The following is a 12,609-nucleotide window of genomic DNA, read 5'->3' as shown; positions in this document are numbered from 1 at the left end:
ACGCCATGCTCCAGATTCACCACCAGACACAGGGCCGCGTCTCGACACGGCCCTGCTACGGCATGGCATGGAAAGTCGCCCTCAATCTACCATCAGATTTGAGACAGTCTTGTCGTCGTGTGAAGCGTCCAAACGGTCAGCCCGGTGCGCTTGGCCTGCTCACCGACGCGTAACAACATGCCATGTCTCCTCTCGTCCACGCGTGGCTGAAGTCTGGAGCCTCCCGTCGCGTGAGGGTCAAATCCCCCTGCGACACCGGAGATTCAGGTCCTGCTGACGGATAATCCCCCATCCACCAGCATCGCAGAGCCGCTCACGAAGCTCGAGGCATCGGAGGCAAGGTATAGCGCGGCCCTGGCGATCTCCTCGGGACTGGCGATTCGCTTGAGAGCATGCAGCCCCTCGACGAAATCCCGTACTTCCTGGGTCGCATCAGGTGCATTCACCATGTTCATCGGAGTGTCCGCCCCTCCCGGGAGGATGGCGTTGGCGCGTAAACCCTGAGCGCCGTGCTCGACGGCCAGCGTCTTCGCCAGCCCGATGAGGCCGGCCTTGCTCGCTGCATAGGCGGCGACTCCGGGTATGCCGACCGTGTAGCCGACGAAGCTCGAGGTAAAGATCAGCGATCCACCGCCCCGCTCGAGCAGGGCCGGCACCTGGTGCCTCGCCCCCAGGAAAGCCCCGGTGAGGTTCGTGTCGATCACCTGGGTCCAGTCCTCGCGCGACAGCTCGGAGGTGGAGGCCATTCGCCCCATCGTGCCGGCATTGTTGAACGCGATGTCGAGGCCACCGAATCTACCGACAGCCGTGTCGACCAGTGCCTTGGCATGCGCTTCATCCTGGACGTCGCCGGCCACGGCAATGGCCTCACCACCTGCGGCCTCGATGTCCGCCACGACCCGATCGAGCTCTGGCCGACGTCGGGCACCGAGAACGACCCTTGCCCCTTCGCTGGCGAACAACCGTGCCGCGGCACGGCCTATGCCGGAACTGGCGCCAGTGACAATGGCGACCTTCTGCTGAAGTGATTGCATGATTTCCCCCTGTACCGATGGCGTTAGAAGAAGCCGTCATTCACGCGACGGCTTCAACGACAACTCTCGTGTACAGGGAGATTCCAAACACTCCGTTGCTTGTGGTCGAATCGCAATCAGCTTTTCAGGCACGACGAACCTGCGCCTCGACAACAAGACGAACCAGGGGCACCGAACCCGCAGCCCCAGGGGCTATCCCATGGAATGGAGCACCAAAGGCCGCCTGGTTCACTTCATCTCGAAGCCACGTTCGATCAGGAAATCGCGCATGTGCGGACGCAGCTTGGTATCGAAGAGCGGCGTCAGATTGTGAGACCAGTCAGACGCCTTCCGACCACCGCTACGTTCGCTGTAATAGCGGCGCATGGAGGTATCGAAGGCGGCGACTTCCTCCGTGTCATCGGTGTAGGCATCCTCCTTGAGGATTGCCCCCACCGGCAGGCGCGGCTTGACCTCCGGCAGGCGTTCCGTATCCGGGTAACCCAGGCACATGCCGAACACCGGATACACGTGCTTCGGCAGCCGCAACAGCTCGCTGATGGCTTCCGGGTTATTGCGGATACCGCCGATGTAGCAGATTCCCAGGCCCTCGGACTCGGCGGCAAGTGCCACGTTCTGTGCCATCAGCGCGGTATCAACACTGGCCACCAGCAACTGCTCGGTCATGCCCCGCGTGACATCGGCGCCGGTGCGCTCGGATGCCTCGGTGGGACGCTTCATGTCAGCGCAGAACACCAGGAAGTCGGAGCAACTGGCAATATAGCCCTGACCGCCGGCCAGTTCGGCGATTCGCTCACGGTTGGTCGGGTTCGTCACGTGAATGACGCTGTACGCTTGCACATGGCTGGACGTGGCGGCGCTCTGGCCGGCACGGATCAGCTCGAGCAGCGTCTCGCGGGGAATCCGCTGCTCGGTGAACTTGCGGATCGAACGATGGGACTTCATCAAATCGATAGTAGGGTTCATGCGACCTCACTGGATGCAGAATCGGGTGGAACGGCCCCCACGATACTTAACCGGCTTACAACCTTCCATCGCCGATGCTGCTCCCGATACTCTACATTCCCAGCGCCGCGAACGCTTCGGCGATTGTTGGAGGCGCCGTGGCACGGGTATACATCGACGTCAGGTACTCTCTCAGCCTCGGGGCGTCATCGAGCATCTGCTCCTCGTTCGCCCAATCCAGGGTATAGGCGGCATTGAAGTCGGCCACGCTGAGTCGGTCACCCACCAGGAAGTCGCGGTCCTCCATTTGCCGCTCGAGCACGGCCACCATTGCCACGCCTTCCTCCCTCGCCAGGTCGACATCCTGAGGCAGGCGTTTCTCTTGCGGATAGAGAAAGGTATGACGCGCGATACGCCAGAGGGGCTGCTCGATTTCGGTGACCAGAAAGAAGATCCAGCGATACATCTGAGCCCTGCTCTCCACGGACTCGGGGATGAATCCCGCCCGCGGATGCTTCTCGGCCAGGTAGATCTGAATCGCCGACGACTCGGTCACCACCAGGCTGCCGTCGACCAGTACCGGGACCCTGGCCGCCGGATTGAGATCGAGAAAGTCCCGCTGCAGGTGCTCGCCTTGCAAAAGGTCCACCGGGACCATGTCGTACTCCAGGCCCAGCTCGTTGAGCAACCAGATAACGCGCAGGGCACGGGTCGGGGGTGTGCCGTATAGTTGGATCATGATCGGCTCCATCGTTTGACAGACATCAGGGGGCGCTTGGACACCTGATAGTCGAACGGGAGCCTGCCGAATCGACACCATGACGGCACATCGGGTGAATTGGCCCAAGGAAGGCTCAATTCACCCGACGCCCATGAAACTGCGATCGGCTATACGACGTGAAAAATCAACTCGTGCGCGCGCCCGGTCAACATGCTCATTTACCGTTCGTAAACTCCGCTTTCTTGCTGATTTTTTGTCTTGTCTAACCTTCGCTCTCCGACTTTTCAGACAACGCTTAGAACGGTGCGTTATCCGCTTCTTGGAAGCTGGCGGTGACATTACCGGCGAGATCGATATTATCCGGATCCAGTGTCATTACCGGGGCACCATCCCGCAGATCGAACTTCGTAAGATCCGTCCAGATCACGTTGGGGCTGGTGGTCAGCTCGAAGAAGTAGCGCCGGTCATCCAGGTTGATTGCCGTGCGGTATTCGGTGTTATAGATCCCGAACTCTTTGTAAGGCGCACCAAACGGGACGGACACATTGCGCGCGATCGCCAATATGCCTGCAATCGCTTCACGTTCATCCTCGGGTTCCGGCAGCATCTCCAGATAGTAGGCGGCACGCTGAAAACGGTCGGTCGCCTTCACATTACCGGGCAAGGGCGTATCGCTGCTGGGGTTGGAGAAGTCCTGCTGCGACAGCAACTCGAGCTGCTTGTCATAGGTCGGATCGTTGGTCATGATCTGATATTCGCGATCATGATGCACGACCGGCTCGCCATCGATATATTCGATGATTGCCGAGTCGCCGCTGGCATCCTCGAGGGCCAGATGAACGTTGGACTTGTGGCCGTTTGCCTCGGTCATCACGACTTGAACCGTATCCAGCACCTCGAGCGCTTCATCCACGGTCGCCGCGTTATCGAGCACGAACTGCAGCCACAGCCCCGCTTGAACACCGGGCTTGCTCGCATCTCGAGACCCGAAGTCCGTGTCATTCAAATACAGCAGGTGGCCGGCCAGGCCACGCTCATTGAACCCATCGACCGAACCGATACCGTATATCGTCGTGACCATGCTCGCGTACTCGGACGTCCACTTGGCCGGGTTATCCTCGACCGTGACAGTAGAGCCCGTGCGGCCCCCATCACGTTCCAGTCCGCGCGGCATGACGGTAAGTACCGGCTCCGTGGATTCTGGCCAGTCCATGGTGCGACCGACCACGGTCGCCAGTTCGTTATCGTTCCAGAGGATACGGGAACAGGCATCGGCCGTCTGAAATGCGACGAGCCCGGCCGCCACCACGAGTGCACCTGTCACGGTGCGGTTCATAGCATACTGCTTCATCGAATCACTCCTTTTCGAGCCTGCGACGGGTCAGTACCGATCGGCACACAGCGTATCGTCACGGTACCTTGACCTGCGAAAGATTCCTTCTCGATACGAGGATCAGGAATCCTGACCTTGCCTTGAGTCAAGCAGAGAAACTCTTCACCCGTGTTACATCGAACACGCCTCGTCGATAACGATACTATCGACAAATAAAGAGTGAGCTGATGAACAGTCGAGGATATAACGCCGATCCCCACTCTCTTCGGAGAGCGGGATACTGACTCCCTGCTTCTCGCTTTATTGATATTTCCTGAAGTCAGAGTAGCACGCGAGTTCACGATGTCATCCTGTGCCGAGGAAAACGTCTGAATTCAAGCAGCAAGCGCACCACAGGCGTGAAGTGCTCGCCAGCGCGACGCCATTGCCTTCGTCGCCTTCTCCCCGAGTCCCCCATGGCCGATCGAATTCGATAGATTGATAAATAGTTACAACTAAACCATCGACCCCATGATCAATGCAGGAAAGCGTTTTGTAAGAACGCTGAGCGATGACTGGACAGTGATCACCAGGGATTGCTCTTTATCAGCCCAGTGGGAGCATATGGTGGCCGTCACGGATGACGGTTTTGAGGTTCTGACGACGTGGCCTGACCATTCCGACGACTACCCGGCTATCTGACGCCACTTCTTGTCTCTTCGACCGGCTCATTATCGAGGAATGGGCCCCTCCTTTTCCCTAGGCATCCAGCTTACGCCCCGAGACGATAAACCCCATGCTGGCGCAGAAGAACCGGCCCTTGTCATTCGATCGCTCAAGATCCGACAACCACTCACCGGCTTCCTCGGAGGTCACCACGCCAGCCTCGATCGCTCGATCGCTCCAGGGTCCCCGAGATGAAGAGTTGATGTGCGAGGTCGAAGTCCAGAATCGCGGTACGTGGTTCCACATAGACGTCCATCATGCCGCATTCCTGAAACAGTGCAGGGAGATGACATGCCACCCATTCACTCCGGAAACTGTCGACCCAGAACGAGAGGATTCTGCGAGATACCTGGCGGTGGGCGGAATCAACGACAAACGTCTTGAAGTCCGGCTCGAAAGCCACGAGACGACCGCCCCGACGCAGGACTCGTACCATTTCATGGACGGCGCCGACCGGATCCGGGACGTGGATCAGCGTCCGCTCGATACGGCACGCATCGAAAACGCCTGACTCGAAATCGAGAGCCGCGACATCACCGACGGAGAAATTCAGTGACGACTCCGATAGCTCTCCATGCCGTTTCCTGGCCTCGGAGACCATCTCCCTGCTGACATCCACCGCGGAGACGTTGCCGCGTGGTGAGACCAGGTCGACGAGAGACCGCGCATCCTCGCCCGTTCCGCAGCCAACATCCAGAATTCGATGTCCGGGCTCGGCGTCAAGGAGCTCGAATGTCCTCCGCTTCATCGCCTTGATGCCCTCGATGCCAAAAGCCGTGTCGAGGAATGTCACGAAACGCTCCGGCGTTCCCGCCTCATCCACCCGGTCGAAATTGGTCACGTCCTCATGAGGCATTCCCGTCGCTCCCTGGACTCTGTACGAAAACAATTTTCGGTCACCACGTTGTCGTACCAAAGCTAGCCACCTTCTTGGTATTAGACAACCACCCCTGATACGAAATGAACTCGCATGCATAAAACAACAGGGCCGCGTTTTGGCGCGGCCCTGTCCGGAGGCAATGGCTGGAGCACGGGCTGAACTCAGGCTCGCCCGGTGGTGACGTTCAGTTGGCGTCTTCGCCAGCGGCCAGCCACTGGTCGATGGTGTCGCGATGGTTGTCGATCCATTGCTGAGCGCCTTCGACCGGATCACCGACTTCCTCGATGGTCGCCATCAGACCGCCGAGGGTATCGTCGTCCATTTTCCAGGCGTTCAGCACCTCGGTCAGCCAGGGGTCGTCACTGGCGAAGCCGCCGCGCGAGAACCAGTAGATGGTCTCGTTCTCGCCATAGACGCCCTCGGGATCCTCAAGGTACTTGAGGTCGTACTCGGCAAAAGCCCAATGCGGGCTCCACAGAGTCACGACGATGGGCTCCTCGCTGGCGTAGGCGCCGTCGAGCGCTGCCATCATGGCGGGGCCTGAGCTGTTGACCTGCGACAACGGCAGCTCGTACTGCTCGATGGCTTCATCGGTCAGGCCGGCGATCGCGGAACCGCTGTCGATACCCAGGATCGAGGGGCTGCCCTGGTATTCAAAGTCGTCGGCGTTTTCCTTGAGTTCCGGGATGGTGTCGATATCGACATACTGGGGAACGACCAGCCCCAGCCCGGTGCCTTTGTACCAGGCATCGTGCACCTGAAGCTCGTCCTTGTAGGGCTCGAGGAAGGGCTTGTCGGTGACCGGCAGCCAGATCTCCATGGAGATGTCGATATCGCCCTGGGACATGGCCGCGTAGAGCGCGTTCTTGCTGACATTGGAGAGGGCAATATCGTAGCCGTACTCGTCCTCCAGCAGAATCTTCCACATGTTGGCGACGGCGATGTTCTCGGCCCAGTTATTGGTGCCGATGACCAGGTTCTTGTCCTGAGCCATGAGGCCCTGGCTCGCCGGAATGAGGGCAAGGGCCAGTAGGGCGGATGAGATTTTCTTCATCTGTAATGTCATATGAACGTTCTCTCCGGTATCGCGTTGTTTTATCGCAGCTGGATAGTAACAAGGTCTACGCCCTTCCCCTCCCCTGGATTGAGAATGCCAGCCATGAGAAAAGGGAATGGCCTAGTGTTTTGACTTAACCGATCAGCCGGGCATCGAAGGGGTAATCCGACAGCAGCTCGACACGGCCGTCGTCGCGAACATAAAGCTGTTCCTCGAGCTTGACGCCTTCGCCGCCATCCTCGTGGCCGATGAAGCTTTCCACACAGAGCGTCATGCCCGGGGCGATGACGCCGTCGTAGCCCTTGTCGTCGATATCCTCGCGGTGAACGATGTAGGGGTATTCCCCGTTCATGCCCACCCCGTGCGCCAGGGCGAAATACCGGCGTGCGCGATACGCGGGCGGAATGCGCCAGGCGCGTTCGGCGTATTCCTTGAAGCTGACGCCGGGCTTGAGGTTTTCCATGTTGGTATGGATCTGCTCATAGGCCAGCTTGTAGAGGTCCCGCTGCGCCGGGCTGGCTTCGCCCTCGCCGCACAGGAAGGTGCGCGAGAAGTCGGCGTAGTAGCCGTATCGCCCCACCACGTCGGTATCCAGGGCGACCAGTTCGCCGTTCTGCATGAGCCGGTCGGAGCATTCCTGGAACCAAGGGTTGGTGCGCGGCCCGGAGTTCATCAGGCGCGTCTCAACGAAGTCGGCGTCGGTAGCGATGATATGCTCGTGCAGCTTGGCCCAGACGGCGTTCTCGCTGACGCCCGGTGCGATGGCGGCCTCCAGTTTGCGAACGCCGTCTTCCACAGCACGCAGCGATGAACGAACCATCTTGATCTCGTTGGGCACCTTGTAGGCACGCGCCAGCTCCAGGGGCTCCTGGGCATCCAGTACCCGGTAGCCGCGACGCTGCAACTCGAAGGCCGCCTCCGGCGTGGCACTCTCGATGGCGATGCGCTCGCCGCCGCCACACTGGCGCGCCAGCTCGCTGATCTCGTCGGCCCAGGCACGGGTGACCGCCTCAGTGTTCTTCTCGTTGAAGTAATAGGAAATCGCCTTGGCCGGCCGGATCTCGTCCACCGTGGGCAGGTGGCTGGCCAGGTGCTCGCAGCCGGAGAACTCGAACAGCACCACCGGGCCTTCGGCGGGCACGAAGGCATAGCGGGCGGGGTTGCGCGAACTGTAGACCTGCATGTTGCGCGAACCGGTGGCATAGCGCACATGGGCGGGGTCGAACAGCACCGCAGCGGTGATGTCGCGCTTGGCCAGCTCGGCGCGTACCCGCCCGAGCCGGTCCAGCAGGATACGCGGCATCTCGTCGGCAGAGGGCTCGCAGTCCGCCGGCTCATGGGTGGGCGGCAGAATGCCCATGGACGCCAGGTCCATTCTCATCGGCTTCTCCTCGTTTCGGGATCACGGTCATGCGCTGTTGTTGTCGGGTCGAATCAGTCGATCAGGCCGTCGGCACGCTCGTCGCGGCGCTCCTCGGCCAGCATGTGCTGCTCCGAGACCCGCCCGTAGAGCTGGCGAGTACGCTCCAGTCGACCCACGACATCGGGCGCCTGCGAATAGGCGAAGATCGCCGTCAGGCGTGGCGTGTCGCCCTGCACGCGCGTGACCCGATGCAGGCTGAAGCGGCCCTTGAACAACTGCAGATCGCCGGGACGCAGGTCGAGCCGCTGGACGCGTTCCGTCTGCTCGCCACGGATCACTGCGCCGACATCGTCATAGTTCTCGTCCCGGGGGGTGCGGATATTGGGGCAGTATTCGAACCCCCCGCCGTTCTCGGGCTGCTGGGTCATCATGGTGACGATGAATTCGTTGGTGTCGTAATGCCACGGCTGCTCGGTGCCATCCGGCAACACGTTGAGCACCAGCCCGGCGTAAGGGTCGGCATACTCGTAGATGCGCGACTCGCCCAGGCAGCGCTGCACCAGCGACTTCATGGCACTGGAGACATAGAGCCGATGGATCAGGGTGTCGGCGGTGATCATGTCGCGGGTCACGAAGCCACTGGTGCGCGTCATGAACAGCCGTCGGGGATCCCGCTCGGGCAATTCGGGGTCATCGGCGGTGAAGTAGGCGTTGACCTCTCGGGTGTTGTAGAAGCTCGTCTCGGCCATTCGCACGCTCTCCTCGCGAACACGCGCGAGGCGGTCCTCCCGCAGGAAACCACGCAGCACGACGCAGCCCTCGCGATCCAGGTGGGCACGGGCCGCCGCGATGGTCTCGAGCAGCCCCGAATCATCGGGCCGGTGCAGCGGATATCGCTCGGTGTCGACGATATCGGAAAGGTCCAGGGCCTCGGCATTGGCCAGGCCATGGTCGGTGGCACTCATCGGTCGCCTCCCAGGGGTCGATTGGTATTGATCTCGCCTGGGCTTATGCTGGACGCCCATCAGCCATTCGAGAAACGAGTCATTCCGATGGATTCAATCGGCGATTCCGATCGATCACGCCTGCCCGCCCTGGACAGCGACCTGCTGCTGGCCTTCGTCACGGTGGCCGACAGCGGTGGCTTCACGGCGGCCGCGCGCTACCTGCACAAGACGCAGTCGACCATCAGCCTGCGGGTGAGCACCCTGGAGGATCGCCTGGGCACGCGGCTGCTGAATCGCACCAGCCGCCATCTGGCACTGACGCCGGACGGCCAGACCTTCCTGGTCTACGCCCGGCGCTTGCTGCAGCTGCAGCGCGAGGCACTGGGCGCGCTGAGCGTCTCGAGCGAACCGATCACCCTGCGCTTCGGATTGCCCGAGGATTACGCCGATACCTGGCTCCCTGACCTGCTCGAGCGTTTCTCGGCGATGCATCCGGAGGTGCGGGTGCATATCCACTGCCGCATGTCCACCGAGCTGCTCGACCAGCTCGATGACGGCTCGCTGGACTTGGTGCTGGCAGTGCGCCATGCCGCCGACAGCGGCGGCGAGGTGGTCGGCGAGGAAGCCGTGGTATGGGCCGCGCATCGCGATTTCCGCCTCGATCCGAGGCGTTCGCTGCCATTGGCCCTGTTCCCCGAGCAGTGCATCTACCGGCGTCGTGCCTTGCAGGCATTGACCGATCGCGGACTGGCCTGGCAGGTCGACTCGACCAGCCAGAGTCCCAGCGGCCTACGCGTCATCGTCGATCAGGCCCGTGCTTTGACGCTCTGCGAGCTGCGCATGGTGCCCGAACACTGGCGGGTGCTCGGCGAGGCCGAGGGCCTGCCGCCCTTGCCCGCCGCCGAGCTGGAGATCCATCGCTCGCCCAGCCTGACGCATCCGGCCTTCGAAGCTTTTGTGCAACGGTTGCGAGAGGTCATGGCAGAAGCCGTGCCCGCGACACTCTGATGTCTCCCTTCGCGGGTTATTTTCAAGAACTATCCCCGGCTACGGCCTCCTGCAGCCAATCGCGAAGCAGGGTCAGTGTCGGCTCCTCGCCCTGCCCTGTCCGGGTCGCGAACCAGTAAGATTGATGCCCCGGCATCGCCGCCGCCAGCGGCTGCACCAGGGCCCCCTTGGCCAGTTCGCGGGCGACCATGGCACGGTCGGCGATGGTGATGCCCAGCCCTTCCAGGGCGGCGCGAATCGCCAGATCGAGCAGGTCGAATTCCAGCCCGCCCCCGGTATCGACGCCCTCGATACCCGCCGCATCCAGCCAGTGCCGCCAGGTCGGAAACCGATCCTCGCTGGTGCGCATCACGTGAAGTAACGTCTGCTCGCGGAGATCCAGCGGTCGACCGTCGCGTAGCAGGCGCGGCGAACAGACCGCGATGTGCTTCTCCTGCATCAGAAAATGCGGCTCGACGTCGGTCCAGTCGCCGTCACCGAAGCGGATGGCGGCATCCAGGGTGCTGTCGGCGGCCAGATCGTCGATCTCGCGAGTGGTCAGAGTCAGCGACAAGGTCGGATAGCGTCGCCGCAGGTCGTCCAAGCGCGGCACAAGCCAGCGGCTGGCCAGGGTCGGCGGCACATTGAGGCGCAAGCGAGTGAGGTCCGTGGGCGAAGCAAGATCGCGAACCGTCAAGGCGATGCGGTCGAAGGAGGTACTCAGGGCCGGCAACAGGCGCCGCCCCGCCTCGGTCAGCCGCAACTGTCCCGGCCGCCGCTCGAACAGCACCACTCCCAGTTGTTCCTCTAGATGACGTACCTGGCGGCTGATCGCGCTCTGCGTCACGTGCAGCCGCTGTGCCGCCAGGGTGAAGTTCTGGCACTGCGCGGCGGCCTCGAAGGCTTTGAGGGCGTTGAGCGGTGGCAGGTAACGACTCATGGGTAACGACCCTCATGCGTTTTTGTCGGGAAGGGGCGCCCCGAAACACGGGGTTTTTCGGCACGCCATGCATTTTACTCATGGCGAGGGTACCAAATCCTCGTTTGTCGCCCCATCCGGCGCTGCCCAGACTGGCCACCGAGATCCTCATTCTCCCGCTCTGGAAACCGATCACCATGGCCGACGAGACACTGATGCCCCGCACACGCGACCTGGACGGCTGGCGCGAGCTGGCCGCGCGGTTGCCGCTTCCCCGACGCGCCTACCTGGGCGGCGAGTGGCACGACGCCGCATCCGGCCGCACCTTCACCGCCCACAACCCGGCCACCGGCGAGCCCCTGACCGACGTTGCTGCCTGCGACACCACCGATGTCGACCGGGCGGTGGCGATCGCGCGCGACACCTTCAATGACGGTGAATGGCGCGACCTGCCACCCACCGAGCGCAAGGCGCGCATGTTCGCCTGGGCCGATGCCATCACCGCCCACGCCGACGAAATCGCCCTGCTCGAGACCCTGGAGACCGGCAAGCCGATCGGCCAGACCACCAGCGTGGATGTGCCCGGGCTGGTAGGCGGGCTGCGCTGGTACGCCGAGGCGCTCGACAAGCTGTATGGCGAGACCGCGCCCAATGGCACCTCCAGCGTCTGCCTGGTCGAGCGTGAGCCGGTCGGCGTGGTCGCCGCGGTGGTGCCCTGGAACTATCCGCTGATCATCGCCGGCTGGAAGCTGGGCCCGGCGCTGGGCGCCGGCAACTCGGTGATCCTCAAGCCCGCCGAGCAGTCGACCCTGGCCACCCTACGCGTCGCCGAACTGGCGCGGGACGCCGGCATCCCGACCGGCGCCCTGCAGGTGATCACCGGCCTGGGTCACCAGGCCGGCCAGGCGCTGGGCCTGCACGATGGCGTCGACGCCATCGGCTTCACCGGCTCCACCGAGATCGGCAAGAAGTTCCTGGAGTACTCGGCACGCTCCAATATGAAGCGCATCGGCCTGGAATGCGGCGGCAAGAGCCCGCACATCGTCACCCGCGACGTCGACGACCTCGACCTCATCGCCATGTATGTCGCCTACGGCGTCTGGTACAACCAGGGCGAAACCTGCCACGCCGGTACCCGGCTGATCGTCGATCGCACCATCAAGGACGACCTGCTGGCCCGGGTGCGGCAGTGGGCCGACAAGCTCCAGCCCGGCGATCCCCTCGATCCCGACACTCAAATGGGCGCGATGATCGAGCCGGAACACGCCGACAAGGTCATGAGCTATCTCCAGCAGGGCCGCGACGAGGGCGCCCGGTTGCTGTTCGGCGGCGAACGCGTGCGCCGGGACAGCGGCGGCGACTTCATCACGCCGGCGATCTTCGACGAGGTCACCAACGACATGCGCATCGCCCGCGAGGAGATATTCGGGCCGGTGCTGGTGGTGATCTCCGTCGATGACCTCGACCAGGCCCTGGCAGTGGCCAACGACACCGACTATGGCCTCGGCGCGGCGATCTGGACCAACCGCATGAGCGACGGCCACCGCGCCGCCCGCGCGCTGCGCGCCGGTACCGTCTGGGTCAACTGCTACGACCACACCTCCATCAACGCGCCCTTCGGCGGCTTCAAGCAATCCGGCCAGGGGCGCGACAAGTCGTTGCACGCCTTCGACAAGTACACCGAACTCAAGACCATCTGGATCGAGCTGGATACCTGA

11 protein-coding genes are annotated in these 12,609 nt (G+C 62.5%); 2 read left to right on the top strand and 9 right to left on the bottom strand.

Annotated features, from left to right (window positions below; genetic code table 11):
• Positions 1-263 precede the first annotated feature (263 nt).
• The 8 genes from RSO41_RS14535 to RSO41_RS14495 form a co-directional block, all read right to left on the bottom strand.
• Entirely contained in the window at positions 264-1,034 is a 771-nt protein-coding gene (locus RSO41_RS14535; protein ID WP_315619879.1) for an SDR family oxidoreductase, read from the bottom strand.
• A gap of 228 nt (positions 1,035-1,262) precedes the next feature.
• Positions 1,263-2,000: an oxygen-insensitive NADPH nitroreductase gene (nfsA, locus tag RSO41_RS14530; RefSeq protein WP_315619878.1), complete on the bottom strand. Its 738-nt coding sequence runs from the start codon at positions 1,998-2,000 to the stop codon at positions 1,263-1,265.
• A gap of 91 nt (positions 2,001-2,091) precedes the next feature.
• On the bottom strand, positions 2,092-2,718 hold the full coding sequence (locus RSO41_RS14525; RefSeq protein ID WP_315619877.1) for a glutathione S-transferase family protein: 627 nt from the start codon (positions 2,716-2,718) through the stop codon (positions 2,092-2,094).
• Positions 2,719-2,995: 277 nt separating this feature from the next.
• The gene (locus tag RSO41_RS14520) at positions 2,996-4,051 is read right to left on the bottom strand and encodes a linear amide C-N hydrolase (protein WP_315619876.1); all 1,056 of its coding nucleotides are present in this window, start codon (positions 4,049-4,051) and stop codon (positions 2,996-2,998) included.
• Positions 4,052-4,865: 814 nt separating this feature from the next.
• Entirely contained in the window at positions 4,866-5,594 is a 729-nt protein-coding gene (locus RSO41_RS14510) for a methyltransferase domain-containing protein (protein ID WP_315619875.1), read from the bottom strand.
• A 208-nt stretch (positions 5,595-5,802) separates the two neighbouring features.
• Positions 5,803-6,612 (bottom strand): glycine betaine ABC transporter substrate-binding protein, encoded by an 810-nt coding sequence (locus tag RSO41_RS14505; RefSeq protein WP_315619874.1) that lies wholly within the window; start codon positions 6,610-6,612, stop codon positions 5,803-5,805.
• A gap of 196 nt (positions 6,613-6,808) precedes the next feature.
• On the bottom strand, positions 6,809-8,056 hold the full coding sequence (locus RSO41_RS14500; RefSeq protein ID WP_315619873.1) for a Xaa-Pro peptidase family protein: 1,248 nt from the start codon (positions 8,054-8,056) through the stop codon (positions 6,809-6,811).
• Positions 8,057-8,109: 53 nt separating this feature from the next.
• Entirely contained in the window at positions 8,110-9,003 is an 894-nt protein-coding gene (locus tag RSO41_RS14495; RefSeq protein WP_315619872.1) for a hypothetical protein, read from the bottom strand.
• A gap of 87 nt (positions 9,004-9,090) precedes the next feature.
• Between RSO41_RS14495 and RSO41_RS14490 the strand changes: the two genes are divergently transcribed.
• Positions 9,091-9,993, top strand: a complete 903-nt coding sequence (locus tag RSO41_RS14490; RefSeq protein WP_315619871.1) for a LysR substrate-binding domain-containing protein — start codon at positions 9,091-9,093, stop codon at positions 9,991-9,993.
• Positions 9,994-10,015: 22 nt separating this feature from the next.
• Here RSO41_RS14490 and RSO41_RS14485 read toward each other — a convergent pair whose 3' ends face one another.
• Positions 10,016-10,912 carry a LysR substrate-binding domain-containing protein gene (locus tag RSO41_RS14485; protein WP_315619870.1) on the bottom strand — a complete coding sequence of 299 codons (897 nt, stop codon included), beginning with the start codon at positions 10,910-10,912 and terminating at the stop codon, positions 10,016-10,018.
• A 194-nt stretch (positions 10,913-11,106) separates the two neighbouring features.
• Here RSO41_RS14485 and RSO41_RS14480 point away from each other — a divergent pair, with 194 nt between their 5' ends.
• Entirely contained in the window at positions 11,107-12,609 is a 1,503-nt protein-coding gene (locus tag RSO41_RS14480) for an aldehyde dehydrogenase (protein WP_315619869.1), read from the top strand.

Source organism: Halomonas sp. I1 (assembly GCF_032334135.1).
Lineage (GTDB): Bacteria > Pseudomonadota > Gammaproteobacteria > Pseudomonadales > Halomonadaceae > Halomonas.
Note: the sequence above shows the minus strand (reverse complement) of the source record. Positions and strands in the feature narration are given on the sequence as shown.

What these genes read in the sequence shown, in the direction of transcription:
- RSO41_RS14535 (WP_315619879.1), bottom strand. Translation starts at nt 1,034, where the DNA reads ATGCAATCACTTCAGCAGAAGGTCGCCATTGTCACTGGCGCCAGTTCC.
- nfsA (WP_315619878.1), bottom strand. Translation starts at nt 2,000, where the DNA reads ATGAACCCTACTATCGATTTGATGAAGTCCCATCGTTCGATCCGCAAG.
- RSO41_RS14525 (WP_315619877.1), bottom strand. Translation starts at nt 2,718, where the DNA reads ATGATCCAACTATACGGCACACCCCCGACCCGTGCCCTGCGCGTTATC.
- RSO41_RS14520 (WP_315619876.1), bottom strand. Translation starts at nt 4,051, where the DNA reads ATGAAGCAGTATGCTATGAACCGCACCGTGACAGGTGCACTCGTGGTG.
- RSO41_RS14510 (WP_315619875.1), bottom strand. Translation starts at nt 5,594, where the DNA reads ATGCCTCATGAGGACGTGACCAATTTCGACCGGGTGGATGAGGCGGGA.
- RSO41_RS14505 (WP_315619874.1), bottom strand. Translation starts at nt 6,612, where the DNA reads ATGGCTCAGGACAAGAACCTGGTCATCGGCACCAATAACTGGGCCGAG.
- RSO41_RS14500 (WP_315619873.1), bottom strand. Translation starts at nt 8,056, where the DNA reads ATGAGAATGGACCTGGCGTCCATGGGCATTCTGCCGCCCACCCATGAG.
- RSO41_RS14495 (WP_315619872.1), bottom strand. Translation starts at nt 9,003, where the DNA reads ATGAGTGCCACCGACCATGGCCTGGCCAATGCCGAGGCCCTGGACCTT.
- RSO41_RS14490 (WP_315619871.1), top strand. Translation starts at nt 9,091, where the DNA reads ATGGATTCAATCGGCGATTCCGATCGATCACGCCTGCCCGCCCTGGAC.
- RSO41_RS14485 (WP_315619870.1), bottom strand. Translation starts at nt 10,912, where the DNA reads ATGAGTCGTTACCTGCCACCGCTCAACGCCCTCAAAGCCTTCGAGGCC.
- RSO41_RS14480 (WP_315619869.1), top strand. Translation starts at nt 11,107, where the DNA reads ATGCCCCGCACACGCGACCTGGACGGCTGGCGCGAGCTGGCCGCGCGG.